Source organism: Aquabacterium sp. (genome assembly GCF_034003525.1).
Classification (GTDB): domain Bacteria; phylum Pseudomonadota; class Gammaproteobacteria; order Burkholderiales; family Burkholderiaceae_C; genus Aquabacterium.
Genome location: NZ_JAVEYN010000005.1, coordinates 86,452 through 113,293 on the forward strand (window position 1 = coordinate 86,452; position 26,842 = coordinate 113,293).

The 26,842-nt window shown below is 64.2% G+C and carries 22 protein-coding genes; 6 read left to right on the top strand and 16 right to left on the bottom strand.

Going from position 1 to position 26,842, the window contains the following annotated elements; genetic code table 11:
* Position 1: 1 nt before the first annotated feature.
* The 3 genes from RBT42_RS04805 to ugpQ form a co-directional block, all read right to left on the bottom strand.
* Entirely contained in the window at positions 2–775 is a 774-nt protein-coding gene (locus RBT42_RS04805; RefSeq protein WP_320362731.1) for a 1-acyl-sn-glycerol-3-phosphate acyltransferase, read from the bottom strand.
* Positions 768–1,544: a beta-ketoacyl synthase chain length factor gene (locus tag RBT42_RS04810; protein WP_320362732.1), complete on the bottom strand. Its 777-nt coding sequence runs from the start codon at positions 1,542–1,544 to the stop codon at positions 768–770. Before RBT42_RS04810 ends, RBT42_RS04805 begins: the two co-directional genes overlap by 8 nt.
* A 182-nt stretch (positions 1,545–1,726) precedes the next feature.
* Positions 1,727–2,536, bottom strand: a complete 810-nt coding sequence (gene ugpQ, locus RBT42_RS04815) for a glycerophosphodiester phosphodiesterase (RefSeq protein WP_320362733.1) — start codon at positions 2,534–2,536, stop codon at positions 1,727–1,729.
* Positions 2,537–2,775: 239 nt separating this feature from the next.
* Here ugpQ and RBT42_RS04820 point away from each other — a divergent pair, with 239 nt between their 5' ends.
* Entirely contained in the window at positions 2,776–6,771 is a 3,996-nt protein-coding gene (locus tag RBT42_RS04820) for an FAD/FMN-binding oxidoreductase (RefSeq protein ID WP_320362734.1), read from the top strand.
* A gap of 146 nt (positions 6,772–6,917) precedes the next feature.
* Positions 6,918–7,367, top strand: a complete 450-nt coding sequence (locus tag RBT42_RS04825) for an HIT family protein (RefSeq protein ID WP_320362735.1) — start codon at positions 6,918–6,920, stop codon at positions 7,365–7,367.
* A 95-nt stretch (positions 7,368–7,462) separates the two neighbouring features.
* Here RBT42_RS04825 and RBT42_RS04830 read toward each other — a convergent pair whose 3' ends face one another.
* The 4 genes from RBT42_RS04830 to RBT42_RS04845 form a co-directional block, all read right to left on the bottom strand.
* Positions 7,463–7,939, bottom strand: coding sequence for a chemotaxis protein CheW (locus RBT42_RS04830; protein WP_413785852.1), 477 nt, complete (start codon positions 7,937–7,939; stop codon positions 7,463–7,465).
* 45 nt (positions 7,940–7,984) lie between these two features.
* Positions 7,985–10,162 carry a chemotaxis protein CheA gene (locus RBT42_RS04835; RefSeq protein WP_320362737.1) on the bottom strand — a complete coding sequence of 726 codons (2,178 nt, stop codon included), beginning with the start codon at positions 10,160–10,162 and terminating at the stop codon, positions 7,985–7,987.
* A gap of 52 nt (positions 10,163–10,214) precedes the next feature.
* Positions 10,215–10,577: a response regulator gene (locus RBT42_RS04840; RefSeq protein ID WP_320362738.1), complete on the bottom strand. Its 363-nt coding sequence runs from the start codon at positions 10,575–10,577 to the stop codon at positions 10,215–10,217.
* 95 nt (positions 10,578–10,672) lie between these two features.
* Positions 10,673–11,122: a hypothetical protein gene (locus RBT42_RS04845; RefSeq protein WP_320362739.1), complete on the bottom strand. Its 450-nt coding sequence runs from the start codon at positions 11,120–11,122 to the stop codon at positions 10,673–10,675.
* A 254-nt stretch (positions 11,123–11,376) separates the two neighbouring features.
* Between RBT42_RS04845 and RBT42_RS04850 the strand changes: the two genes are divergently transcribed.
* On the top strand, positions 11,377–12,537 hold the full coding sequence (locus tag RBT42_RS04850; protein WP_320362740.1) for a sensor histidine kinase: 1,161 nt from the start codon (positions 11,377–11,379) through the stop codon (positions 12,535–12,537).
* Complete coding sequence (locus RBT42_RS04855; protein WP_320362741.1) at positions 12,534–13,163, top strand: response regulator transcription factor; 630 nt, start codon at positions 12,534–12,536, stop codon at positions 13,161–13,163. The genes RBT42_RS04850 and RBT42_RS04855 overlap by 4 nt, the downstream gene beginning before the upstream one ends.
* Positions 13,164–13,217: 54 nt before the next feature.
* On the opposite strand, the gene RBT42_RS04860 is transcribed toward RBT42_RS04855, so the two are convergent.
* The 7 genes from RBT42_RS04860 to RBT42_RS04890 all read right to left on the bottom strand — a co-directional run bounded on the left by RBT42_RS04860 (position 13,218) and on the right by RBT42_RS04890 (position 20,094).
* A complete protein-coding gene (locus tag RBT42_RS04860) occupies positions 13,218–15,716 on the bottom strand; it encodes a UvrD-helicase domain-containing protein (RefSeq protein WP_320362742.1) in 2,499 nt (832 codons plus the stop codon).
* Positions 15,717–15,762: 46 nt separating this feature from the next.
* The gene (locus tag RBT42_RS04865; protein WP_413785849.1) at positions 15,763–17,016 is read right to left on the bottom strand and encodes an NAD(P)H-dependent flavin oxidoreductase; all 1,254 of its coding nucleotides are present in this window, start codon (positions 17,014–17,016) and stop codon (positions 15,763–15,765) included.
* 67 nt (positions 17,017–17,083) lie between these two features.
* Positions 17,084–18,448, bottom strand: a complete 1,365-nt coding sequence (locus RBT42_RS04870) for an MBL fold metallo-hydrolase (protein ID WP_320362743.1) — start codon at positions 18,446–18,448, stop codon at positions 17,084–17,086.
* A 24-nt stretch (positions 18,449–18,472) separates the two neighbouring features.
* Positions 18,473–18,802, bottom strand: coding sequence for a YqjK family protein (locus RBT42_RS04875; RefSeq protein WP_320362744.1), 330 nt, complete (start codon positions 18,800–18,802; stop codon positions 18,473–18,475).
* Positions 18,799–19,239, bottom strand: coding sequence for a phage holin family protein (locus RBT42_RS04880; protein ID WP_320362745.1), 441 nt, complete (start codon positions 19,237–19,239; stop codon positions 18,799–18,801). Before RBT42_RS04880 ends, RBT42_RS04875 begins: the two co-directional genes overlap by 4 nt.
* A 21-nt stretch (positions 19,240–19,260) precedes the next feature.
* Positions 19,261–19,572 (bottom strand): DUF883 family protein, encoded by a 312-nt coding sequence (locus RBT42_RS04885; RefSeq protein WP_413785850.1) that lies wholly within the window; start codon positions 19,570–19,572, stop codon positions 19,261–19,263.
* A 27-nt stretch (positions 19,573–19,599) separates the two neighbouring features.
* Entirely contained in the window at positions 19,600–20,094 is a 495-nt protein-coding gene (locus RBT42_RS04890) for a universal stress protein (RefSeq protein WP_320362746.1), read from the bottom strand.
* A 194-nt stretch (positions 20,095–20,288) separates the two neighbouring features.
* Here RBT42_RS04890 and RBT42_RS04895 point away from each other — a divergent pair, with 194 nt between their 5' ends.
* Positions 20,289–23,135 carry a valine--tRNA ligase gene (locus tag RBT42_RS04895; protein ID WP_320362747.1) on the top strand — a complete coding sequence of 949 codons (2,847 nt, stop codon included), beginning with the start codon at positions 20,289–20,291 and terminating at the stop codon, positions 23,133–23,135.
* Positions 23,136–23,185: 50 nt separating this feature from the next.
* Positions 23,186–24,055 (top strand): UTP--glucose-1-phosphate uridylyltransferase GalU, encoded by an 870-nt coding sequence (galU, locus tag RBT42_RS04900; RefSeq protein ID WP_320362748.1) that lies wholly within the window; start codon positions 23,186–23,188, stop codon positions 24,053–24,055.
* Positions 24,056–24,144: 89 nt separating this feature from the next.
* Here galU and RBT42_RS04905 read toward each other — a convergent pair whose 3' ends face one another.
* Both RBT42_RS04905 and pilQ read right to left on the bottom strand, forming a co-directional pair.
* Positions 24,145–24,711: a shikimate kinase gene (locus RBT42_RS04905; protein WP_320362749.1), complete on the bottom strand. Its 567-nt coding sequence runs from the start codon at positions 24,709–24,711 to the stop codon at positions 24,145–24,147.
* A 3-nt stretch (positions 24,712–24,714) separates the two neighbouring features.
* Positions 24,715–26,832, bottom strand: a complete 2,118-nt coding sequence (gene pilQ, locus RBT42_RS04910; RefSeq protein WP_413785853.1) for a type IV pilus secretin PilQ — start codon at positions 26,830–26,832, stop codon at positions 24,715–24,717.
* Positions 26,833–26,842 lie beyond the last annotated feature (10 nt).

Here is a 26,842-nt window from a genome sequence, read left to right on the forward strand (position 1 = left end):
GTCAACAGTCACGGCGGGTCTCCGATGTGAAGTAATCGCTCAGGTAATCGGTCAATCGGCGAGCCGCCAGCGCATCGCTGGTACAGCCCTCGATCAGCTTGTCGGTCGGCAGGTCTTCGCGCACCACCAAACAGAAATGCGGCCGCTTGGGGGGTACACGCCACCATGGCTCGCCCTTGGTCAGCGTCGATGGGTCGCAGGTGATCACGACCGGCGTGATCGGGATGCGGCCTCGGACTGCCACATTCGCTGCGCCACGCTGCAAGGCCAGCGGCGCTCCGGGGGTCGAGCGCGTGCCCTCCGGAAAGATGATGAGGTGACTGCCCGACTGCACCGAAGCGATGCAATCGCTCAACATCGGCGGTCCGGCATTGTTGAAAATGAACCCCGCCGCCAGCACTGGCCCGCGAGTGAAGGGATTGTGCAGCAAGGCCGCCTTGACCACGCAGTCCGCCAAGGGCGTGAATGAGATCAGAAACACCACATCGATGAGCGAGGGGTGATTGGCCAAAATGAGCAAACCAGGGCGATTCAGCCTTTCCAGGCCATGCACCTCATAGGTCAACACACCTAGCCCACGCATCAGCCCGACAAAACAGCGGAAGGTCAGGTGGATGATCCGCCGCGACACACGCGCACGCCGCGCAGGCTCTCGGATCAGCAACCACACAGCCGGGAACACCAGCGCCCACAAGAGCAAGCCGCCCAACCCAAAACTGGCGAAACACAGCCCAGTGGCGAGCAGGCGCCAACACCAGCCCAGGCGATCAAGCATGGGCACTCCAGCGTGCACACACACCGGGTCGCTCATGACGAACCAGCACCTGGTCGCCCCCCACCTTCCCGATTTGCTGGAGCACCTGCCGCAGGACCGCCAGGCCTTCAGGCCGCCCCATGAGGGGCAACGGCGCCGCATCGGTAGTCTCTTCACCGAGCTGAAGCAGCACAGTGACGCCCTCGCTGCCACGGTGCGCCCCTGTCACGCGCCACGCCCAGGCAAACTCGCAGTTGTGCTCATCCTGAAAGTGCGCGTAGTGCTCAGGCAGAGGGGCTTCGTAGCACACCACCAGCACCTCAGGCTCACCGTCGGCAATCAGTGCCGCCGCTTCGACCAACGCCGCTGTCACCGTGGCGCGCCCGCCGGCCACCACCACCGCATTGCGTGTGTCACCGCGCGCAATGGAATACAAGGCAGCCACGGCGTTATGCACCGACAGCGCAAAGCCCGTTGGCGACAGTGGCTGCTGCTGAACCAGGTCACCCAGAAGCTGGAGCGAACGGTGGGCATCGCCGTAGCGCGACGCAAAAACCAGCGGCACATCGCCGGCGACCTGCTGGCACCAGTACGCCACCTGGCAGGCCAGACGCCCCAATCGGTCGACCCGACGGCGCATCATGGCCGGCATGTCCGACAGCGCCGGCACCTGCTGAACGTGCTCAGCCGGCAACTGCGCCGGACCGCGTGCCCACGCCAGCCACTCGTCCCGAGTGACCAAACCGTCGGCATACGCAGCCCATTCCAGAATCACCAATTCGCACTTCACACGCCACTCAACAGGAGCCGACAGCTCTCAAGCTCATCCGGTTCACCACCGAGACAACGTTAACGCAAGACCTCTTTAGGTTTCGCTTTGTAATTTTGTATTTTAATTCGGAACAGCCGACCCACCCGCCACACCCTCGAAATGGGTGCTTCAGACCTCACGGGCGTAAGCGGAAGCCAACATCAGGCCATCAAGGCCTCGGCCTCCACCATCAGGCGGGCCGGATTCGCCCCCAGACGCGCCTGTGGTTCGAACACGTCCACCCGGTCGGTGATCAGTCCGTCGAGCCCGGCGCGCCACAACATGCTGGCGCGCGAGGCCTGGTTGACGGTGTAGCTCAGGGCCTTCATGCCCGCCTCATGGATGGCGGCGATGCGCTCGGCATTCAGATGCGTGTGGTTCACCACCAGCGCCAGGCAGCCCAGCCGCGAGGCAGTCTTGATTCCGTCGTCGGCCCACTCATCGAGCAACATTGCCCGAGGCAGATCGGGCTGGGTCTGGCGCGCAGCCTCCAGCGCCGCCGTGCTGAACGAGCTGAGCAGTGGCTTGACGTGGGCCTGCGCCCACAGACGCGCCACATGCTGGGCCACGACCCGGCCGGTGCGCACCTCATCGCCCGGCGTCGGCTTGATCTCCAGATTGACCATCATGCCCAAGGCCTGCAGCCAGCGGGCCAAGGCCTCCAGACGCAGCAACGGCTCCCCCGCATATGGGCGGCCATGCCAGCTGCCAGCATCCAGGCGGGACAAGGCGTCCCAATTCAACAATCCCGCCTCGCCCTGCCCGTTGGTCGTGCGATTCAGGTCGGTGTCGTGCAGCAGAAACGGCTCGCCGTCGGCGCTGAGCTTCACATCGCACTCGAACATGGCAAACCCATGCTCGGCGCCCAAGCGGAATGCGGCCATGGTGTTCTCGGGGGCCAGTTCACCCGCACCTCGGTGGGCGATCCAGCAGGGATAAGGCCAGGTGGCATTCGGAGCAACAGCGTGCATGTTCGACTCGACAGAAAGTCATCAAGGTGTCAGTGCTGCCAGCATAACGACTTCAAACGCACCCAAACGCCGCCATAAGACCGTACTAAGCGCCCTTTTCTGACTAAGGGCATGACCCGCTGCGTTAACATCTCGACTCAGGCGCGAAAACCCTCCCCACAGCAGCGCCTGGGAGTGATTCATTGCCCCCAGGTGCCTTGCGCATTTCCGAAATCCGGCCCTTCGCGTCTGGCGACCTCATGAACGCACCCACCGAGTTGACCCACATGATCGCCCAGGCTGCCGACGCCCACACGGACGGCCAGCCACGCCTGCGCGAGATTCCCTATAACTACACCTCGTTCTCGGACCGCGAGATCGTCCAGCGCCTGCTGGGCCAGCGCGCCTGGGAGGCCCTGAGCCAGCTGCGCACCGAGCGCCTGACGGGCCGCTCTGCCCGGATGCTGTACGAAGTGCTGGGCGACATCTGGGTCGTGCAGCGCAACCCCTATCTGCAAGACGACCTGCTGGACAACCCCAAGCGCCGCGGCCAGCTGATTGAAGCGCTGCACCACCGCCTGGGAGAGGTCGACAAGCGTCGCACCCCCAGCAACGACAGCGCCCGCGACGCCTTGGTGGGCGAAGTGCTGGAGATGGCCCGCGCCGCGGTGGACCGTTTTGCCCGCGCCTTCGACCAGATGGGCGAGCTGCGTGAGCGCGCCCAGCGCGTGCTGCGCAAAGTCACCCGTCACGACAACATCAAGTTCGATGGCCTGAGCCGCGTCTCGCACGTGACCGACGCCACCGACTGGCGCGTGGAATACCCCTTCGTCGTCCTGACCCCGGACACCGAAGAAGAGATGGCCGCCCTGGTCAAGGGCTGCGTCGAGCTGGGCTTGACCATCATCCCACGCGGGGGTGGGACCGGCTACACCGGCGGCGCCGTGCCGCTGACCTGGAAGAGCGCGGTGATTAACACCGAAAAGCTCGAACAGATGACCGAAGTCGAGATGGTGAACCTGCCGGGCGTGGCCCAGCCGGTGGCCACTGTCTGGACCGGCGCGGGTGTGGTCACGCAGCGCGTGGCCGATGCGGCCGAACGCGCAGGCTTTGTGTTCGCGGTGGACCCAACCTCGGCAGAAGCCTCGTGCGTGGGCGGCAACATCGCCATGAACGCCGGCGGCAAGAAGGCTGTGCTGTGGGGCACGGCGTTGGACAACCTCGCCTCCTGGCGCATGGTGACGCCCGATGCGCAGTGGCTGGAAGTGGTTCGTCTGGACCACAACCTCGGCAAGATCCACGACATTGAAACCGCCAGCTTCGAGCTGCGTTATTTCGAGGCCGACGGCAAGACCCCGATCCGCACCGAGCGTCTGGACATCCCCGGCCGCATCTTCCGCAAGGAAGGCCTGGGCAAGGACGTCACCGACAAGTTCCTCGCCGGCCTGCCCGGCATCCAGAAGGAAGGCTGTGACGGCCTGATCACCAGCGCCCGCTGGGTCGTGCACCGCATGCCCAAGCACGTCCGCACCGTGTGCCTGGAGTTCTTCGGCAACCCCAAGGAAGGCGTGCCCTCGATCGTCGAGATCAAGGACTTCATGTTCGAAGAGATGAAGCAGCCGGGCGGCGCCATCCTGGCCGGCCTGGAGCACCTCGACGACCGCTACCTGCGCGCCGTGGGCTATGCCACCAAGAGCAAGCGCGGCACCCTGCCCAAGATGATCCTGGTCGGCGACATCGTCGGTGACGACGAGGACCGCGTGGCCCGCGCCACCAGCGAAGTCATCCGTCTGGCCAATGGCCGCTCGGGTGAAGGCTTCGTGGCCGTCAGCGCCGAAGCCCGCAAGAAGTTCTGGGCCGACCGCAAGCGCACCGCCGCCATCGCCAAGCACACCAACGCCTTCAAGGTGAACGAAGACGTGGTGATCCCGCTGCCGCGCATGGGCGAGTACACCCTGGGCATCGAGCGCATCAACATCGAGCTGAGCCTGCGCAACAAGCTGGCCCTGGTCGATGCGCTGGACGCGTTCTTCCAGACCGGCACCCAGCACATTGCCTCGTTCATGGGCAAGGTCGAAGACGCGGAAGAGCTGCCCAACGAAGAAGCCCTGGCCGAGAAGATCGCCACCGCGCAGGCCCACCTGGCCACCGTGCGAGCCCGCTGGGCCTTCTTGTCCGAGCACATCGACACCCCGATCACCGAGGTCGATGAGGCGCTGGTGGCCCATGGCTACCAGCAGCATCGCAACGGCAGCTACACGCCCGAAGCCGGGGACACCGTCTTCAACCTGCTGCAGACCTGGACGATCCGTGCCGGCTGGAAGCGCGAGATCCGCGACGTGCTGGCCCACGAGTTCAACGGCGGTGCCCTGCGCCCCATCCTCGACGAACTCAAGCGCATCCACAAGGAAGTGCTGCGTGGCCGTGTGTGGGTGGCCCTGCACATGCACGCCGGCGACGGCAACGTGCACACCAACATCCCCGTCAACAGCGACAATTACGAGATGCTGCAAACGGCGCACGAAGCCGTGGGCCGCATCATGAAGCTGGCGCGCTCGCTGGACGGCGTGATCTCAGGTGAGCACGGCATCGGCATCACCAAGCTGGAGTTCCTCACGGACGAGGAGATGGCCAACTTCACCGCCTACAAGCAGAAGGTGGACCCGGAAGGCCGCTTCAACAAGGGCAAGCTGCTGCGTGGCGAGGCCCTGCATCGCCTGGGCGACGACGTGCACGCCGCCGACCTGACCGAGGCTTACACGCCCTCGTTCGGCCTGATGGGCCACGAGTCGCTGATCATGCAGCAGTCGGACATTGGCGACATCGCCACCTCCGTCAAGGATTGCCTGCGCTGCGGCAAGTGCAAGCCGGTGTGCTCGACGCACGTGCCGCGCGCCAACCTGCTCTACAGCCCGCGCAACAAGATCCTGGCCACCTCGCTGCTGGTCGAGGCCTTCCTGTACGAAGAGCAGACGCGCCGTGGCGTGTCGATCAAGCACTGGGAAGAGTTCGAGGACGTGGCCGACCACTGCACGGTCTGCCACAAGTGCCTGACACCCTGCCCGGTCAAGATCGATTTCGGCGACGTGTCGATGAACATGCGCAACCTGCTGGTCAAGCTGGGCAAGAAGAGCTTCCGCCCTGCGGGCGCGGCCGGCATGGCCATGCTCAACAGCAACAACCCGCAGACCATCAAGCTGATCCGTTCTGCCCTGGTGGATGTGGCCATGCCACTGCAGCGCCTGGGCAACGAGGTGCTCAAGGTCGTCGCCCGCAAGCAGACCAGCGCACCCCCGGCCACGGTGGGCACGGCGCCGATCAAAGAGCAGATCATCCACTTCATCAACAAGAAGATGCCCGGTGGTCTGCCCAAGAAGACGGCGCGTGCGCTGCTGGACATCGAGGACAAGGACTACGTCCCCATCATCCGCAATCCCAAGGCCACCACGGCCGACACCGAGGCGGTGTTCTACTTCCCGGGTTGCGGTTCGGAGCGCCTGTTCTCGCAAGTGGGCTTGGCAACACAGGCCATGCTGTGGCACGCCGGCGTGCAGACCGTGCTGCCGCCGGGCTACCTGTGCTGCGGCTACCCGCAACGCGGCGCCGGCCAGTTCGATGTGGCCGAGAAGATGATCACCGACAACCGGGTGCTGTTCCACCGCGTGGCCAACACGCTGAACTACCTGGACATCAAGACGGTGGTCGTGTCCTGCGGCACCTGCTACGACCAATTGCAGGGCTACCAGTTCGACAAGATCTTCCCGGGCTGCCGCATCATCGACATCCACGAGTTCCTTCTGGAAAAGGGCATCACCCTGCCCAAGGCCGGCGGCTACCTCTTCCACGACCCCTGCCACAGCCCGATGAAGCAGCAGGATCCGATGAAGACCGTCAAGGCCCTGCTGGGCGATGGCGTGATCAAGTCGGAGCGTTGCTGCGGTGAGGCCGGTACGCTGGCCGTCAGCCGCCCGGACATCTCCACGCAAGTGCGCTTCCGCAAGGAGGAGGAGATCCGCAAGGGTGAAGCCGCGCTGCGCGAGCAAGGTCTGATCGGTGCCAAGGACAACGCCAAGATCCTGACGTCCTGCCCGGCCTGCCTGCAAGGGCTGAGCCGCTACGTCGATGACGCCCAGACCGGCCTGCTGGAGGCTGACTATGTCGTCATCGAGATGGCCAAGCAGATCCTGGGTGAGAACTGGATGCCGGAGTACGTGGCCAAGGCCAACAACGGCGGCATCGAACGCGTCTTGGTCTGACAGGCCCACCCCCTACGCGCTTCGGGCGCCCCCTCATGGGGGCGGACGCCGGCAGACCGACTGAGCCGGATCTGCGGCGTCCGTTGGGTCGGGCTGACGCGCCGCAGTCACTGTGCGTTCAACATTAATCCCAAACCCGAGTTGTCATGAGCATCACCTTGGTACCCGGCTGTGAGTTGTGCGAGCAGGATGGCGGCATCCTGTTGTGGCGCACGGAGAAGTTCCGTGTGATCCGCGCGGTGGATGCCGATCATCCGGCGTTCTACCGCGTGATCTGGAATGCCCATGTAGCGGAATGGACCGATCTGTCGCCCGCCGACCGCAGCCACCTGATGCAGGCCGTGGCCAAGGTGGAAACCGTGCTGCGCCAAGTGCTGCAGCCGACCAAAGTCAACCTGGCCTCGCTGGGCAATGTGGTGCCGCACCTGCACTGGCACGTGATCGCGCGCTATGACTGGGATACCCGCTGGCCGGCGCCGATCTGGGCGCCGAAACAGCGCGAGGTGAGCGATGCCGCGCAACGTCTGGCCGTACCGCTGTCAGAACTGGATGCGGCCGTCGTGGCCGCTTTCCAGGACGGCGACCACGCGGCCTGACGGCACAGGGCGCCGCGACCGCCCCTAATCCGATGCACCAACACCAAGGGCGCCCGCAGGCGCCCTTTTTCATGACGTCATGCATTGACTGACGCTCAGTCCACCAAGCCCATGTCCGGGCTCATCAGCATGCTTTCAATGTCGAGCAAGATCACCATGCGCTCGCCGACCTGCGCCAGGCCGCGCATGTAAGCGGCATCGATCGCCGACGACATCTCGGGCGAAGGACGAATCGCCTCGGCCGGGATCTCCACCACGTCGCTGACCGAGTCCACCACCGTGCCGATGGTGCGCTGCCCGATGTGCAGCACGATCGTCACTGTGAAGGAGTTGTACTCGGCCGAACTGCAACCAAAGCGCAGACGCAAATCGACGATGGGCACGATGGTGCCGCGCAGGTTGACCACCCCTTTGAGAAAATGCGGCGCGTTGGCAATGCGCGTGGGGTTCTCGTACCCACGAATTTCCTGCACTTTCAGGATGTCGATGCCGTACTCTTCGTCGCCCAGACGGAAGGTGAGGTACTCACGCGCCAGATTGGCCTGTGAGTCCGGCTGTTCGACCACGCTCAAGCTACCCATGAACACATTCTCCAATTCAGATGAGGCACACGCCGCTCAGTGGCGCGAGCGACGCACCAGGCTGCCCACGTCCAGGATCAGGGCCACGCGGCCATCTCCCATGATCGTCGCACCCGACACGTCGTTGACTTTGCGATAGTTGGTTTCGAGGTTCTTCACCACCACCTGTTGCTGGCCCAGCAGCTCGTCGACCAGCAGGGCCACACGGCCCCCTTCTGCCTCGACCACCACCATGATGCCGCTGTTGTGCTCCCAGTCGAAGCGGGGCACATCAAACACCTTTTCCAGCTCGATGACGGGCATGTACTCATCCCGCACCTCGACCACACGACCGGAGCCGCCAATGGTCTTGATCATTTCGGGGCTGACCTGGAAGGACTCGACCACCGACGACAGCGGCAGGATGTAGACCTCCTCGCCCACGCCCACGCTCATGCCGTCCATGATGGCCAGGGTCAGTGGCAGACGCACCGCCACCCGCATGCCATAGCCTTCGGCCGAGTCGATCTCGACCGTGCCGCCCAGCGAGGTGATGTTCTTCTTGACCACGTCCATGCCCACGCCACGGCCCGACACGTCGGTGACCTCCTCGGCCGTCGAGAAGCCTGGGGCAAAGATCAGGGCCCAGACTTCGGAGTCGGTCAAGGAATCGGGGGCGTCCAGGCCCTTTTCGCGGGCCTTGTTCAGCAGTTTCTCACGCGACAGGCCTTTGCCGTCGTCGCGCACTTCGATGACGATGGAGCCGCCCTGGTGCGAAGCTGCCAGGGTGATGGTGCCCTCTTCGGGCTTGCCCTTGGCCAGTCGCTCGGCAGGCATTTCGATGCCGTGGTCGCAAGAGTTGCGCACCAGGTGGGTCAGCGGGTCGGTGATCTTCTCGACCAGGCCCTTGTCCAGCTCGGTGGCCTCACCCTGGGTCACCAGCTCGACCTTCTTGCCCAGCTTGTTGGCCAGATCGCGCAGCATGCGGGGGAAGCGGCTGAACACGGTCGCCATCGGAATCATCCGGATCGACATCACGGCCTCTTGCAGGTCGCGCGTGTTGCGATCCAGGTCGGTCAGGCCGGCCACCAGTTGCTGGTAGACCACCGGGTCCAGGCCACGGCTGTTTTGCGCCAGCATGGCCTGGGTGATGACGAGTTCCCCGACCAAGTTGATGAGCTGGTCGACTTTCTCGACCGACACGCGGATGGTCGAGGCCTCCAGACCACCGGCCGGGCGATCGGCTTTGGGCGCCGCCGGCTTGGCCGGGGCGGGCGCACTGGGTTTCGGGGCCGGGGCCGCCGCGACCACCTGGGTGGTGGGCTGCTCCGGTGCGCCGGGCGCGTTGTCAAAGAAGCCATAGCCCGCATCGGGCGCTGCCTTGTCGGCCATCGGGGCCGCCGGCGCTGCCTGCATCGGGGCGGGCTCGTCGTCGAAGAAGCCGTAAGCGGCATCGGCCACCGGTGCGGCGGCACCGAAGGGCAGGAAGGCCACCTGCTCGCGCGAGACGTGGAAGGTAAACAGGTCCAGCAAGTCGGCCTCGGAGGTGCTGGTCGCCACCTTGAAGCGACGGATGCCGGCCAGCGCCGGGTCGTCGGGCAAGGGCTCGATGGTGCCCAGGTCCGTGATTTCCTTGAACAGGTCGATGAGGTTGTCCGCCTGGCTGGCATCCGACAGCGGCCCGACACGCAGCTCCACGGTGCGCTGGCCGCTGGCGGGGGCGGCCGCAGCGGGCGCCGCGACGGGCTCTGGCGTGGGTTCGGGCGCCTTTACCACCAGCGCCGGGGCCACCGCAGCCGGTGCCGGCGCACCTTCACCGGCCACCATGGCCCGAATGTTCACCAGCAACTCACTGGTATCGAAGGGGTCGGCGCCCGAGCCCTGGTGGCGGCCCAGCATGGCGCGCAGGGCATCGCCCGACTGCAGCAGCACATCGACCATGGGCGAGGTCGGCACCAGTTCATGGCGACGCAACTTGTCGAGCAGGGTCTCCATCTGATGGGTCAACTCGGCCACATCGCTGAAACCGAAGGTGGCGGCCCCCCCCTTGATGGAGTGGGCGCAGCGGAAGATGGCGTTGAGCTCTTCGTCGTCCGCCGCGGCCAGATCCACGTTCAACAGGAGTTGCTCCATGTTGTCGAGGTTTTCCCCGGCTTCTTCGAAAAAGACCTGATAAAACTGGCTGAGGTCGATGCCTGCCGAAGCGCTGCTGTTGTCTGTGCTCATCTCTGCCATGAAGGCTCCTGAATGTCGTCGCTGCGCCGTGCTGGAGGGCGCACCCCAAAGATCAGCGGATCACCTTCTGGATGACCTCGATCAGCTTATTGGGGTCAAAGGGTTTGACCAACCAGCCCGTCGCGCCAGCGGCACGGCCGGCCTGCTTCATCTGGTCGCTGGACTCTGTGGTCAGGATCAGGATGGGGGTGGACTTGAACTGGGGGTCCTCGCGCAGTTTCTTGGTCAGGCTGATGCCGTCCATGCGGGGCATATTCTGGTCGGTCAGAACCAGGTCAAAGCTGCGACCGCCGGCCTTCTCCCATGCATCCTGCCCGTCCACCGCTTCGACGACGTTGTAGCCCGCGCTCTTGAGGGTGAAAGAAACCATTTGACGCATGGACGCAGAATCGTCGACGGCAAGAATCGAGTGCATGTCGCTCTCCGGTGCTTGAATGAACAGTGCTTTGTCAGCAATTGAAAGATCTTATGACCAGTCCGAGTGGGGTCAGGATTTCATCGGGCGGAATTTCAGAACAATTCCACCGATCCTGCATCCATTTCGTCCTGGGTCACCGGGTTGGGCTTGAGAGGCAGGTCTTCGACCACAGCCGCCCCGTCCGGATCGTCTGATCCCAGTGCATCGCGGGCGATCTGGTCGGCGCAGCTGCGCAGACGCTGATTGGTGTGGGCGATCAACTGGGTGGCCATGTCCTGAAACTGCAGCGCCGTGACCGCCTTGAACAGCTTGCCACGCACCTCCTGCAATTCCGGGGTGATCTCATGTCCCTGGTCGATGACCTCGGCCAGCTGCCCGGCAGAACTGTGGAAGCCGTCGATCAGAGCCAGGCAGGCATCGTCGAGCAGGCGCTGCAGGCGCTCCAAGTCGGTGGAGGCCATCATCAGGTGATCCTGCAGCTCGGCCGCGAACAGCAGGGGCATCGCTGCAGGCTGGTTGGCGACGGAATCGTCGAAGCTCATCGTGGCTCCACGGAAGCAGGTTGAGGGCACTTGCACACAGGGCAAACGGATCAATATATGGGTTGTCGGTGTATTGTGCCGACGCTTGACACCCGAACAGGCTCCATCATGAGCCGGTTGTTAGAATTTTTCGGTTACAACGCCACTTAAGCCCACGTCGACGCGGTAAAACTTGGCGTAAATACAGGAATGGAAGCTTGCCCGTGTCCGATCACTCGCCCGCCCCCCCGGCCCCAGCTGGCGATGTGCCGTCCATGCCGCCTTTGCGCCTGAAGGTGTTGCACATCGAAGACAACGAGGCCGATCACGCCCTCGTGGCCATCCATCTGCAGCGTGGCGGCATCAACGCGGACATCCGCCGCATCGACACCGAGGCCGAGCTCAGCGACGCCTTGTTCGAGGACTGGGACCTGATCTTGTGCGACTACAACCTGCCGGGCTACTCCGGGCTGGCCGCGCTGGACAAGGTGCGGGCGCTGGGCAAACTGGTGCCTTTCATCCTGGTGTCCGGCGAGATCGGCGAGGACATTGCCGTGCAGGCCATGCGCAACGGCGCCAACGACTACCTGCTCAAGAGCAACCTGGCCCGCCTGGCGCCTGCGGCGATGTTGGCCATCGAGGCCAATCGCACGCGCATCGCCAAACAGCGCGCCGACTTGGCGCTGAGCCGCTCGCGCCAGCAGTTGCGCGAGCTCGCGCAACACTTGCAGGCCAGCATCGAGCAAGAACGCGCCGCCATCGCCCGCGAGATCCACGACGATGTGGGCGGCGCGATGACCGCTGTCAAGTTTGACCTGGCGTGGATCGCGCGCCACGCGCCCACTCCGGAGATTGCCGAGCGTGCCCGCCAAGCCCTGGAGTCCGTCGGACACGCCCATGACGCCAGCCAACGCATCATGCACAACCTGCGTCCGGCCATCCTGGAGCAAGGCCTGGTGCCGGCCCTGCAATGGATGGCAGACCGCTTTGCCAAGCGCACCGGCATTGAAACGACCTTCCGGGCCAGCCACGAGAAGCCGGACCTGGCCTCGGGGGTGCCGCTGGTCGCTTACCGCTTCGCCCAGGAGGCGCTCACCAACGTGTCCAAACACGCCCAGGCGACCAAGGTCAGCGTAGATCTGACCCAGGCGGGCGGCGTGTTGTCGGTCGAGGTGACCGACAACGGTCGCGGACTGAGCGCGGACGACCTAGCCAAGGCCCGCTCCTTCGGCATCCGGGGCCTGCATGAACGCGCCGAAACGGTGGGCGGCTGGGTGGACCTCAGCAGCAACCCGCAAGGCACCAGCCTGATCCTGTCGGTGCCCCTGTCCGGCCCTGAGAATGGCTTCATCGACGCCTTGCTCACCGGCTTGCCCGACGACACTGGCATCATGGACAACGACCACGACGACCCCACCGCCTGGGGCGACCTATGATCAAAGTCATACTCTGCGACGACCATGCCCTGATCCGCCGCGGGATCCGCGACACCCTGTCCGACTCGGAGGACATCGAGGTGGTGGGGGAAGCCGCCGACTACGGCGAGTTGCGCGCCCTGCTGCGCGACAAGTCCTGTGACGTGCTGGTACTCGACATCAACCTGCCCGGCCGCAGCGGCCTGGACGTGCTGCACGTGCTCAAGGAAGAAGGCAGCACGCTGCGGGTGCTGGTGGTGTCGATGTACCCCGAAGACCAGTACGCCATGCGGGCGCTGAAGGCTGGCGCCTCGGGCTACCTGAACAAGGGCAGCGATGCGGCTCAGATTGTGGCCGCCGTGCGCACCGTGGCCCAGGGCAAGAAGTATGTGACGCCCGAGATGGCGCAGATGCTGGTGGACAACCTGACCACGCCCACACAGGAAGACGCACACCAGAAGCTGTCCGACCGCGAGCTGCAGACCCTGGTGATGATCGCCTCGGGCAAGCGCCTGTCGGACATTGCCGAGCAGTTGCTGCTCAGCCCCAAAACGGTGAGCGTCTACCGGGCACGGGTGCTGGAAAAGCTGAGCCTGACCAACAACTCCGAGCTCACGGTGTACGCGATCCGCAACGGCCTGGTCTGAGCCCTGCCCGATCGGGACCCGGCCTGCGCGCCTGACAGCACGAGGCCCTGGCGATCACTCGATGGGCGTGAGCTTGGCCACGCTCAGCATCAGCCACTTGGTGCCGTGGCGCCCGAAATTGACCTGCACGCGGGCATCCGCGCCATTGCCTTCCAGCGTGAGGATGACGCCCTCACCGAACTTGTTGTGGAACACGGCCTGGCCCACCTTGAAGCCCGCCTCGGACTTGGCCTGCGCCATGGCCTTGGGAATCGGTGCGGTGAGGTCCTTGAAGGACTCCTCGCGCTTGCCATAGCCGCCCTGACCACCGCCGTAAGCCTGGCCACCATAGCCACCGCGGCTGCCCCCCGCCGAGCCTGAGCCACCGCCACGCCAAGGCTGTGCGCCCGCCCCCACCACCGAACCCATCCCCTTGCCACTGCTCCAGGCATCCTGGTACGAGGCGGCAAAGCCTGAACCAAAGCCCTGGTTGCGGGGTGTCAGCCACTTCAGGGCGCTTTCCGGCAGTTCATCCAGGAAACGGCTCTTGATGTTGTAGCGGGTCTGACCGTGCAGCATGCGGGTCTGGCAGAAGCTGATGTGCAGCCGACGGCGTGCCCGGGTGATGGCCACATACATCAAGCGGCGCTCTTCCTCCAGCCCTTCGGTCGACGTCGCCGAGTTTTCGTGCGGGAACAGGCCCTCTTCCAGCCCGGTCAGGAACACGTTGTTGAACTCCAGTCCCTTGGAGGCGTGGATGGTCATCAACTGCACGGCATCCTGCCCGGCCTGCGCCTGGTTGTCACCGGCCTCCAGCGAGGCGTGGGTCAGGAAGGCCAGCAGCGGCGAGATGATCTCGCCGGTTTCCGCGTCGGGGAGCATGTCCACCGAGGCCACCGCGGCGGGCAAGCCGGTGGCAATGGTGCCGACCGGCTCGTCCACAGGCAGCGCCACGGCGTCCTTGCCGAACCCTTCCTGCGTCACAAAAGCCTCGGCGGCGTTGACCAGTTCGTCCAGGTTCTCCAAGCGATCTTGGCCGTCCTTCTCGTTGCGATAGAAGTCGCGCAGGCCCGAGGTGTCGAGCACATGCTCGATGATCTGGCGCAGCGTCAGGCCGCGTGTGGCCTCGCGCATGGCGTCCACCAACGCTACAAAGCCCTGCAGGTTGGCGCCGGTCTTCCCCGGCACGGCGGTCACACTCTGCGACAGGCTGCGACCGCTGGTGCGCGCGGCGTCCTGCACCAACTCCACGCTGCGGGCACCAATGCCCCGCGCCGGGAAGTTCACCACGCGCAAGAAGCTGGTGTCGTCGTTGGGGTTCTCGATCAGACGCAGATAGGCCAGTGCGTGCTTCACTTCGGCACGCTCGAAGAAGCGCAGGCCGCCGTACACCTTGTAAGGCACGCCTGCATTGAACAGCGCCGATTCGATCACCCGCGACTGCGCGTTGCTGCGGTACAGCACCGCCACCTCGTGCAAGGGCTGGCCCTCGCGCTTGAACTGGCGCGCCTCGTCCACCACCCACTGCGCCTCGGCGTAGTCGCTGGCCGCCTCATAGATGCGGATGGGCTCGCCCAGGCCCTCGTCCGTGCGCAGGTTCTTGCCCAGGCGCTGGCTGTTTTGCGCGATCAGGGTGTTGGCCGCGTCCAGGATGTGGCCGTGGCTGCGGTAGTTCTGCTCCAGCTTGATGACCTTCTCGACGCGGAACTCGCGCTCGAAGTCGGCCATGTTGCTGACCTGCGCACCGCGGAAGGCATAGATGCTCTGGTCGTCGTCGCCCACGGCAAACACACTGTTGCCGGTCAGAGCCGGGTTGCCGGCGAACATCTTCAACCACATGTACTGCAGGCGGTTGGTGTCCTGAAACTCGTCGACCAGGATGTGCTTGAAGCGGCGCTGGTAATGCTCGCGCACCTCGGGGTGGTCGCGCATGATCTCGTAGGTGCGCAGCATCAGCTCGGCAAAGTCCACCACGCCTTCGCGCTGGCACTGGTCTTCGTAGGCCTGGTAGACGGCCAGTTGCATGCGGCCCAGCTCGTCACGTGGGGCCAAGTCCTTCGGACGCTGCCCTGCGTCCTTCGCATTGGCGATGAAATAGCTGGTCTGCTTGGGCACGCACTTTTCTTCGTCGAACTTGAGCGCCTTGATGATGCGCTTGACGGCCGACAGCTGATCTTGCGTGTCCAGAATCTGGAAGGCCTGCGGCAAACCGGCCAACTGGGCGTGGGCCCGCAAAAAACGGTTGCACAGACCGTGGAAGGTGCCGATCCACATGGCGCGCGTGTTCACCGGCAGCATGGCCGACAGACGCGCCTGCATCTCCTTGGCGGCCTTGTTGGTGAAGGTGACCGCCATGATGCCGGCTGGAGAGGCTTGGCCCGTTTGCAGCAGCCAGGCAATGCGCGTGGTCAGCACCCGCGTCTTGCCCGATCCGGCACCCGCCAGGATCAGCGCGGGCCCCGGCGGTGCCGTGACGGCCGCCAGTTGTTCCGGGTTCAAGCCCGCCAGCAAAGGAGAATGGCCCCCAGGGGCCGCGGAGGGGAACGAACCGGAGGTCGCGCTGTGCTCAATCATCCGGGAATTTTAGGCGCCCCGCCGCTCACTCGCCGTCCTACGGTCCTCAGACCGCGCGCAAGGCCACCGAACGGGTGAGCAGCCGCTCCATCAATTCGCGCACCGAGCGAATCTGCGAGCCAAACGGCAGCTCGCCTACCCCGCGGAAGAACAGGCCCTTTTTCAGGTCACCGCGCAGGGCAGCTGCCAGCTGGTTGTCGATGCAGAACTGGCCCCAGCCAGCCAGGCCATCGCGCAAACCACATTGCGCCAGGCAGTCAAAGGCCTTGGTGCAGCGATTCTTGGCGTGCACCACCGCTTGTAAACGGTCTTCGATCTTCAGATAGGCCTTGAGCCAGGGGGTGCCCACCGCACGGGCCGGCAAGCCAGCCACGCTGGTGAACTCGACCATGTCCTCGTCACGCGCTTCGGCCAGCACGCGCTTGAACTCGGGATGGGCATCACCCTCCTCGGTCACCGCAAACGGCGTACCCAGTTGCACCCCGGCAGCGCCCAGCGTCTGCACCCGCTGGATGTCCGCATGCGAGCGGATGCCGCCCGCCGCGATCAGCGGGATTTCCTTCTCGATCCCGGCCGAGCGCAAGAAGGCCAGCGAATCGGGAATCACCCGTTCAAAATCAAAGCGAGGGTCATTCAGGTCGGCAATCTTGGCTGCACCCAGATGCCCGCCCGCCAAGCGCGGGTGCTCGATCACGATGGCGTCAGGCAAGCGCTTCTTGCGCTCCCACTTCTTGACGATGAGTTGCACGCCCCGCGCGTCCGACAGGATGGGAATCAGCAGCGCATCGGAGTGGTCCTGTGCCAGATCCGGCAGGTCCAGGGGCAAACCGGCCCCCACGACGACGGCATCGACGCCAGCCTCCAGCGAGGCCGTCACATAGCCGGCGTAATCGCTGACCGCGCGCATCACGTTCATCGCAATCAGGCCGCGTCCCTGAGACGCCTCACGCGCCGCGCGGATCTCGCGCGCCACCGCTTCCCGGTTGGCCGCGTCCACCTGTCGACGGGTGTCCTCGTCCTGCCCGATGCGGCTGGAGAGACCCTCGGTGCGGGCCATCAAGTCAGGGTGGTGTCGGCGCGCATCCACGGCCGACAAGGTGCCCACGCCGCCCATGGCCGCCACGGTGCCCGCCAAGCGGTGCGCCGACACGCCCACGCCCATGCCGCCTTGCACAATCGGGAGCAATTCCCGCCCGCCCAGGGTCATGGGCTTCAGCCCGCTGTCGAACAACTGGGCGGCCAAGGCCTCATCCATGTAAGCAGAAGGCAAGGCAAGAGGCTCGGCAAGGTTGGCAGACATGGTCAGGTTCCATCACAAACAGGAACCCGAAGGTAGTCGCCTGACGCCGGCAGGGCCTTGCGTCAGGTCAAGTCTCGTCCAGCTTGAACGTCTCGCGGTAATCGGGGACCCGCGCCTTCCAGCCGAGTTTTTCCTTGATCTGCAAACGCAAGGTGTCGGCGGACTGCGGCTCGCCATGCGTGACGAAGACCTGCTTGGGCGCCTGTCCCAGCGCGCCCAGCCAGTGCAGCAAGTCAGCCTGATCGCCATGGGCAGACAGCCCCTCGATCTGCGCCACTTCCGCCCGAATGGGCACGTACTCGCCAAACATCTTGAGCGAGGTGGCACCCGCTGCCAGAGACGCCCCTCGCGTGCCGCCGGCCTGGAAGCCGCTGAGCACCACCGTGTTGCGCGAATGCTGGCCGTAGTACGCCAGGTGGTGCAAGATGCGCCCCCCCGTCACCATGCCACTGCCTGCGATGATCACCATCGGGTAGCGCTGTCTGAGCAGTGCCTTGGACTCGTCGACCGTGCGCACGAAGCGTGTCATGTCGCGGATGCCCTGCACCTCGTCGGCGCTGAGGCGATGCTCTTCGGGGTGACGGTCGTACACCTCGGTGGCCGAGATGGCCATCGGGCTGTCCAGCACAATCGGCATATCCGGGATCGCGCCCGCCTGCCTGAGCCGGTACAGGGCATACATGACACCCTGCGAGCGCCCCACCGCAAACGCCGGAATCAGCACCACCCCACCGCGCGCTGCAGTGCGACGGATGATGTCCCCCAGCTTGTCGATTGGATCGGTGTCCGGATGCAGGCGGTCACCATAGGTGGATTCGACCACCACCCAGTCGGCCTTCTGCCCGGTCTCTGGCGGATACATGACCAGGTCATCGTCGCGCCCCAGGTCGCCCGAGAACAGCACCGACTTGCCGCGGTGCTCGATGTGCACACTCGAGGCCCCGAGGATGTGACCGGCGCGCGTGAAGCGCACCTGCACCTCGTCCCCCAGTTCGATCGCCCCGCCTTGCGGCACGCGCTTGAGGTGCGACAGACACAGTTGTGCATCGCGCACCGTGTACAAAGGCTCCGCCGGCTCATGGCGTGTGGCCTTGTGCCGGTTGCGGTAGCGCGCCTCCTCTTCCTGCAGATGGGCCGTGTCCATCAACAGGATCTCGCACAGGTCAGCCGAGGCTGCCGTGGTCCACACCGGCCCCTTGAAACCATGGCGCATCAGCAAGGGCAAAGCCCCGCTGTGGTCGATGTGGGCATGCGTCAGCAGCACCGCATCCAGGCTGCGCGGGTCAAACGGCAGTTCGGCCCAGTTGCGCTCGCGCAGCGTCTTGAACCCCTGAAACAGGCCGCAATCGACCAGCAGGCGCTTGCCGGCCACTTCGACCAGCGTGCGGGAACCCGTGACCGTGTTGGTCGCGCCATAGAACGTCATGTGCATCGCACACACTCCTCTGCGAAATACTCAGGACCTTGTCGAGCGCTGCTGCCACTGTCCCCACAGTCGCACCGCCAGCGGCAACACCCGCCGCACGGTTGACCACAGGCCCAAGGACCGGGCCGCCAAGCCCAGGACCGCCTTGGGCCGCCAGGCCAGCATCAAAGCCGCCGCCCCGGCCACCAGGGCCGGATGCGCCCGCACCCACTGCCCGCCGGCCTTCACGCGATCGGCCACCCGCACGGCCGGCGCCATGAGCTGGCGCGCCTGGATGGCCAGCATCTGGCGCTGGACCGCACTGCGCTGCAACAACATCAGCTTGCGCAGCCGCAAATCGTCAGGTGAGGCACCTTTCATGGCTTGCGCTCCGCCTCGTCGGCCGAAGCTGGTGCGGGCGCGGCAGGCATCAAGGCCTGGCGGTCGGCATCCAGTTCGGCCAAGGTCGCCGCCAGCATCTGCCCCGATTCACGCACCAGCACTTTCACCCGGTGCATGGCCCAGGCGCTGATCAGCCCAAAGGTCAAGGTCATCAAGCCCACCACCAAGAGGCGATGGCTGTCCCAGAACAGCACCGTGATGAACACAGCGGCAAAGGCCAGCGCAAAGCAGCCCACCAGAACGCCCACGGCACCCCAGGCCACCGTGGCCAGAAGGCGCCGCTTCTCTTCTTCCAGTTCGGTGACGAGCAACTCCAACCGCGTGTGGATGATGGCCAACACCGTGGCCATCAAGCCCTGCAGCGAAGCACCCAGCCCCCGGCCCTGCGAGGAGGGCCCGTTGGACGGATTGGTCATGCCCGGATCACAGCGCGTCGATCAACGACGGCCGATCAGGATGCCCACCAGCAAGCCCACACCCGCAGCGACGCTCACCGACTTCCAGGGGTTGTCGTGCACATAACCGTCGGTGGCCTTGGCCGCCGCCTTGGCCTTGTCGACCACCGCCGCCTGGGCGTCGATCAGGCCGTCCTTGGCGTGCGACAGCGAAGCCTGCACGCGTGCGCGCAACTCGGCGATGCCACCATTGGCGTCGTCTGCCGTGGCGGCCAGCAGGGCTTCTGCATCGGCCATCACCAGCTTCAGATCGCTCATCAACTTGTCCTTCTGGATCGAGGTCAGTTCGCTCATGGTCAGCTCCTTGTGGGTTAAAAACGTTCAATGTAGTACCAACAACGGCACCTGGGAATGGGCCAGCACGCTCTTGGTCAAGGACCCGTGAATGAGCGCATCCAAGCCATGACGGCCATGTGAGGCCATCACGATCAGGTCACAGTGCCGCTGCTCGGCCATATCGACAATCGCCTGCTGCACGTTGTCGGTGATGACGAACTGGCCATCAAAGGCCACCCCGGCCTGACGTGCCTTCTCGGCAAAGGCCAGCAAGATCTCGCGGGCATGGGCCTCGCAGCGCTTCTCATGCTCCTGAAAGGTCTCCACATCGTAGGCGACGGCGGCCTGCTCCACCACGAGCACAGGCAAAGGTGGCTCGGCCGTGAAGCCTGTGATCGATGCGCCCAGCATCTTGGCCAAGCCAATGCTGTGCTCGATCGCCTTGTCGCACAACTCGCTGCCATCAACGGGCACCAACAAATGTTCGTACATGCGCACCTCCATGCCTTCGGGCCGGTCGCGTTCATGGACGGGCCTCATGCCCATCCTATGACCATCCCCCGCTCACGCCAAGTCCACATGATGACACCATCATCTGAAATGTCCAGAAACCTGATCCAGATCATGAAACAAGAGCTGACGCGGTAGCGAGGCAACACCCACGCCTGCACCTAAAATGACACGTTGCTGCTGAGACTGCTGCGCCACACCGGTGCGCCCTGCCGACCCACACCATGACCGAACTCGCCAAATCTTTCGACCCCGCGCCCATTGAAGCCAAATACGGTCCCCAGTGGGAACAACGCGGGCTGTACAAGCCCACGCTCGACGAGTCCAAGCCGTCCTTCTGCATCCAACTGCCGCCGCCCAATGTGACTGGCACGCTGCACATGGGCCATGCCTTCAACCAGACCATCATGGACTCGTTGACGCGCTACCACCGCATGAAGGGCCACAACACCCTGTGGATCCCCGGCACCGACCACGCCGGCATCGCCACGCAGATCGTGGTGGAGCGCCAGTTGCAGGAAAAGGGCCAGAACCGCCACGACCTGGGCCGCAAGAACTTCGTCGCCAAGATCTGGGAGTGGAAAGAGCAAAGCGGCTCGACCATCACCCAGCAGATGCGCCGCATGGGTGACTCGGTGTCGTGGGAGCACGAATACTTCACCATGGACGACAAGCTGTCCAAGGTGGTGAGCGAGACCTTCGTCAAGCTCTACGAAGAAGGCCTGATCTACCGCGGCAAGCGCCTGGTCAGCTGGGACCCGATCCTCAAGTCCGCCGTCTCCGACCTCGAAGTCGAAAGCGAGGAAGAAGACGGCTCGATGTGGCACATCCGCTATCCGATCGATGGCAGCGATGAGACCCTGGTCGTGGCCACCACCCGCCCCGAGACCATGCTGGGCGACACCGCCGTCATGGTTCACCCCGAAGACGAGCGCTACGCCCACCTGATCGGCAAGCTGGCCAAGCTGCCCATCACCGGCCGTCTCGTGCCCGTGATCGCCGACGAACACGTCGACAAGGACTTCGGCACCGGCGTCGTCAAGGTCACCCCCGCGCACGACACGAACGACTATCAGGTTGGTCAGCGTCACAACCTGCCGATGATCACCATCTTCACGCTCGACGCGCAGGTGGTGTCGCACCTGGAAGAGATCCCCGAGGCCTACCGTGGCCTGGACCGCTTCGTGGCCCGCAAGGCCCTGGTGGCCCAACTGGAAGCCGAAGGCCTGCTGGTCGAGGTCAAGAAGCACAAGCTGATGGTGCCGCGCTGCGCCCGCACCGGCCAGATCATCGAACCCATGCTGACCGACCAGTGGTTCGTCGCCATGACCAAGCCCGGCGCACAAGGCAAGTCCATCGCCGAGCAAGCCATCGAAGCGGTGGAGTCGGGCGATGTGAAGTTCGTGCCCGAGAACTGGGTCAACACCTACAACCAGTGGATGAAGAACATCCAGGACTGGTGCATCAGCCGCCAGCTGTGGTGGGGCCATCAGATCCCGGCCTGGTACGGCAGCAACGGTGAGATCTTCGTCGCCCGCAACGAAGACGAAGCCCGCACCCGCGCCAAGGCCGCCGGCTACGAGGGCGAGTTGACCCGCGACGAAGACGTGCTCGACACCTGGTACTCGTCGGCGCTGGTGCCCTTCTCCACCCTGGGCTGGCCTGAGCAGACCAAGGAATTGGACCTGTTCCTGCCCTCGTCCGTGCTGGTCACCGGCTACGACATCATCTTCTTCTGGGTCGCCCGGATGATCATGATGACCAAGCACTTCACCGGCAAGGTGCCCTTCAAGCACGTCTACATCCACGGCCTGGTGCGCGATGCCCAAGGCCAGAAGATGTCCAAGTCCGAAGGCAACGTGCTCGACCCGGTCGACCTGATCGACGGCATTGAGCTGGCCCCGCTTCTGGACAAGCGCACCACCGGCCTGCGCAAGCCCGAGACCGCGCCCAAGGTCCGCAAGAACACCGAAAAGGAGTTCCCGGACGGCATCCCTGGCTACGGCGCCGACGCGCTGCGTTTCACCTTCGCCGCACTCGCCAGCCTGGGCCGCAGCATCAACTTCGACTCCAAGCGCTGCGAGGGCTACCGCAACTTCTGCAACAAGCTCTGGAACGCCACCAAGTTTGTGCTGATGAACACCGAAGGCCAGGACTGCGGCCTGAACCTCGACAAGCAACCCGGCCAGTGCGCCGCCACCGGCTACCTGGACTTCAGCCCGGCTGACCGCTGGATCGTGTCCGAGCTGCAGCGCGTGGAAGCCGCGGTCGAACAAGGCTTCACCGAGTTCCGCCTGGACAACGTTGCTAACGCCATCTACCAGTTCGTGTGGGACGAGTACTGCGACTGGTACATCGAAATCGCCAAGGCTCAGCTCAACGCCGCCAAAGACAGCAGCAACGAGGCCCAGGCTCGCGCCACCCGTCGCACCCTGATCCGCGTGCTGGAAACCGTGCTGCGCCTGCTGCACCCCATCACCCCCTTCATCACCGAAGAGCTGTGGCAGGTCGTGGCCCCGGTGGCTGGTCGCAAGGCCACCGACTCGGACGACACCATCGTGGTGGCGCCCTACCCGCAAGCCGACCTCAGCAAGGTCTGCGCCGCGTCCGACGCCTGGGTCGCCAAGCTCAAGGCCATCGTCGGCACCACCCGCAACCTGCGCAGCGAGATGAACCTGTCACCGGCCGAACGCATGCCGCTGCTGGTCACAGGCGACGCCGAGTTCATCGCGCAGGCTGCGCCGGTGCTCAAGGCGCTGGGCAAGCTCAGCGAAGTCAAGTTGCTGGACGAAGCGGCGTTTGCCGAAGCCACAGCCCTGGCTCCCGTCGCCGTTCAAGGCGAAGCGCGTCTGGCCCTGCACGTCGAGATTGACGTGGCCGCCGAGAAGGAGCGCCTGACCAAGGAGATCAAGCGCCTGGAAGGCGAGATTGCCAAAGCCCAGGCCAAGCTCGGCAACGAAAGCTTCGTGGCCCGCGCTCCGGCCGCCGTGGTCGAACAAGAAATACAACGCATGGCCGACTTTGGTGCCACGCTGGAGCGCGTGCAACAGCAATTCAACCGCCTGGGTTGATCGCCCGCCATGAACGGCATCCCACGAACAGCACACCAAGGAATCGATCCGTGAGCATCACCAAAGCCATCTTCCCGGTGGCGGGTCTGGGCACCCGCTTTCTGCCCGCGACGAAAGCGCAGCCCAAAGAAATGCTGCCCGTGGTGGACAAGCCGCTGATCCAGTACGCCGTGGAGGAGGCCTACAACGCCGGCATCCGCGAGATGATCTTCGTGACCGGCCGCCACAAGCGCGCCATCGAAGACCACTTTGACACCGCGTTCGAGCTGGAGCATGAACTGGCGCAGGCCGGCAAGAACGAGCTGCTGGAGTTGGTGCACTCCATCAAGCCCGCCGACATGGAGTGCGTGTTCGTGCGCCAGCCCAAGAGCCTGGGCCTGGGCCACGCCGTACTCTGCGGTGAACGCTTGGTGCGCGGCGAGCCCTTCGCCGTCCTGCTGGCCGACGACCTGATGGTGGGCGACACCGCTGTGCTCAAGCAGATGGTGCGCCAGTTTGAAGCCTTGCAGGGCTCCATCCTGGCCGTGCAGGAAGTGCCCGCCGAGCACACCAAACGCTACGGCATCGTGGCCGGCCAGATGCAGAGTGATCGCGTCATGGACGTGTCCCAGATTGTTGAGAAGCCTGCGCCCGAAGTGGCACCATCCCGTCTGGGGGTGGCGGGTCGCTACATCCTCACGCCCGGCGTGTTCGAGCAGATCCGCCTGCAACCTCGCGGCGTCGGCAACGAGATCCAGCTGACCGATGGCATCGCGGGCCTGCTGCGCAACGAAAAGGTGTATGCCTACCGCTACGAAGGCAAACGCTACGACTGCGGCAGCAAGGAGGGTTTCCTGGAAGCCAACGTCGAATTGGCCTTGCAGCACCCACAGGTCGGTGCCTGGTTCAAAGAGTATCTGCAGGGATTGCGCCTGGCCTGATCGGCTTGCCTGCACCTTTTGCCAGCACTCAAAGCAAACAGGGGCCGTTCAGGCCCCTGTCTCATGCACGGCATTCAACCGAGCGCGCATCAACCCGTCTTTGATGAGGTCTTGGCGGGCGCTTGAACGACGGTGGGCAGCAAGCCTGCCACCTCCAGTTGCATCATGATCATGTTGACCAAGGTGGCCACCGAAGGTCGCCCCGTGTCAACACTGTAGTGCGCCACCTCTTCGTACAGCGGGTGACGCTGCTCGTAGAGCTCACGCAACTTAGCCTGCGGATCCGCCACCTGCAGCAGCGGGCGTTGCGTATCGTGACGCAAGCGGCGGTACAGCTCCTCAGGGGAAGAGCGCAGGTAGATCACCGTCGTGCGATCGCGTAGGTGAGCTCGGTTGGCCGGTCGCAAGACCGCGCCGCCCCCCGTCGCGATGATCAGCGGCTCACCTTCGTGACGCGTCAACTCATCAAGGACAGCCTCTTCCTGATCCCGGAATGCTGCCTCACCGTAGAGCTCAAAGAACGAACGGATCGGCATGCCGATCCGCTCTTCGAGCACCGCATCGGAGTCGACAAAGCGAGCCCCGATGCGTTTGGCTAATTGCCGACCGACGGTGGACTTGCCACCGCCAGGAAGGCCGACCAAGGCGATGTTCATCACTCAGCGCAAGGCGCCCTTCTCCGTGATCACCTTAGGTGTCAGGAAAATCAGCAACTCCGAGCGCTCCGACGTCTTGGAGCGTGTCTTGAACAGGTGGCCCAGCACCGGAATGTCACCCAGCAGAGGAACTTGCGACTTGTTCTCGGTCTCGCTCTGCATATAGATGCCACCGATCACCACCGTGCCACCATTCTCGACCAACACCTGCGTTTGCACGTGCTTGGTATCAATGGCATAACCGGCCGTCGTGATGCGACCGACGCTGTCCTTGTTGACGTCAACGTCCAGGATGATGCTGCCCTCGGGCGTGATCTGCGGGGTCACTTCGAGCTTCATGCTCGCCTTGCGGAAAGCAATCGAGGTGGCGCCGCTGGAGGTGGCTGTCTGATAAGGCAACTCCGTACCTTGCTCAATCAAGGCCTTCACTTGGTCGGCGGTGATGACACGCGGACTGGAGACGATCTTGCCTTTGCCTTCAGCCTCAAGTGCAGACAGCTCAAGATTCAGGAATCGTCCTTTGCTTGCACCGAAAAGCGACAAGGCGACGGACGCTGCATTGACCCCGTTGATGCCGCTGGCCGGCATGTTGACGAAATAGGTGTTCGGGGTGTAGCTGCCATCGGTCAGCTCAGCAACCCCGGTCATCTCACCGACGCCTTGGTAGTTGCCGCCCAAATAGGTACCACTGCCCTGCAGACTGTTCGAGCGGCCACCCAGCTTGATGCCCAGGTTGCGACCGAAGGTGTCCGTGGCCTCCACAATGCGGGCTTCGATCAGCACCTGCCGCATCGGGATGTCGATCTTCGAGATCATTTGCTGGATCTCTTCCAGCTTGGACGGAATGTCCGTCACGAAGATCTGGTTTGTGCGCTGTTCGTGGAACACACTGCCGCGTGGGGAAATCGTCTTCGTGTTGGAACTCGACCCACTGCCACCAGAGCTTCCTGTCAAGCGCTTGGCGATTTCTTCCGCCTTCGCATAGTTCAACTGGAAAGACTGGGTGCGTAGGGGCTCCAGATCCTCGATCTGCTTCTTGGCTTCGAGGTCAAGCTTTTCCTTGGTGTAGATCTCGTCCTTGGGTGCAATCCACAGCACATTGCCGGTCTTGCGCACGCCCAAGCCCTTGGCCTGCATGATGATGTCCAATGCCTGATCCCAAGGCACATCCTTGAGGCGCAGCGTGACCGTACCGGTCACGGTGTCGCTGGTCACCACGTTGAAGTTGGTGAAGTCAGCGATCACCTGCAACAGGGCACGCACTTCGATGTTCTGGAAGTTGAGCGACAGCTTCTCACCCGCGTAACCCGGTCCCGGGGTCAGCTTGTTGGGCTCGGCCTTGCGGGCACGCACTTCCAGCACAAACTGGTTGTCGCTCTGGTACGCGGAGTGCTCCCAGTCACCCTTGGGCTTGACCGTCAGCTTGACGCGATCACCGACCTGTTCGGCCGTCATGTTCTGCACCGGGGTGCCGAAGTCGGTCACGTCAAAGCGACGACGCAAACGCTCAGGCAAGGTGGTGCGCAGGAACTCGACCACCAAACCTTGCCCCTGCTGCTTGATGTCCACACCCACCTGATTGTTGGGCAGGTCGATCACCACGCGGCCGGAGCCATCCTGACCACGACGGAAATCAATGTTCTTGAGCGCCAGCGGGCTGACGTTCTTGTTCTCGGCAAAATGCACCACTTCGCTGCCGCCCACACGGGTGGTCCCGGCAGACTGGGGTGCATTGCTGGTCACCGCAGGGGCCAAGCTCAGCAGCAAGGTCTTGCCCTGCAAGCTGGCGGTGTAGGTGGTCGCCTGGCGCAGGTTCAGCACCAAACGAGTCCGTTCACCAGCCTGTGCAACGTTGACGGTGCGCACATTGCCCTGATTGATCTCGACGACGCTGCGCTCGAGCTCGCTGCCCACGCCCGGCAAGTCGATGGCGATGCGGGGCGGCGTTTGTACGATGAAGCCCGCCGGCAAGGCCGCCAGCGGCTCAGACAACTCGATGCGCACGACATCGGTTCCCGCTTGCTGGGTACTGGTGATGGCCTGAATGGCCGCGGCCGCCCAGGTCAAAGGTGAGACCAAAGCCAAGGACAGGCCAGCCATCGCAACGCGCCACGGTTTCATATTCATAGTC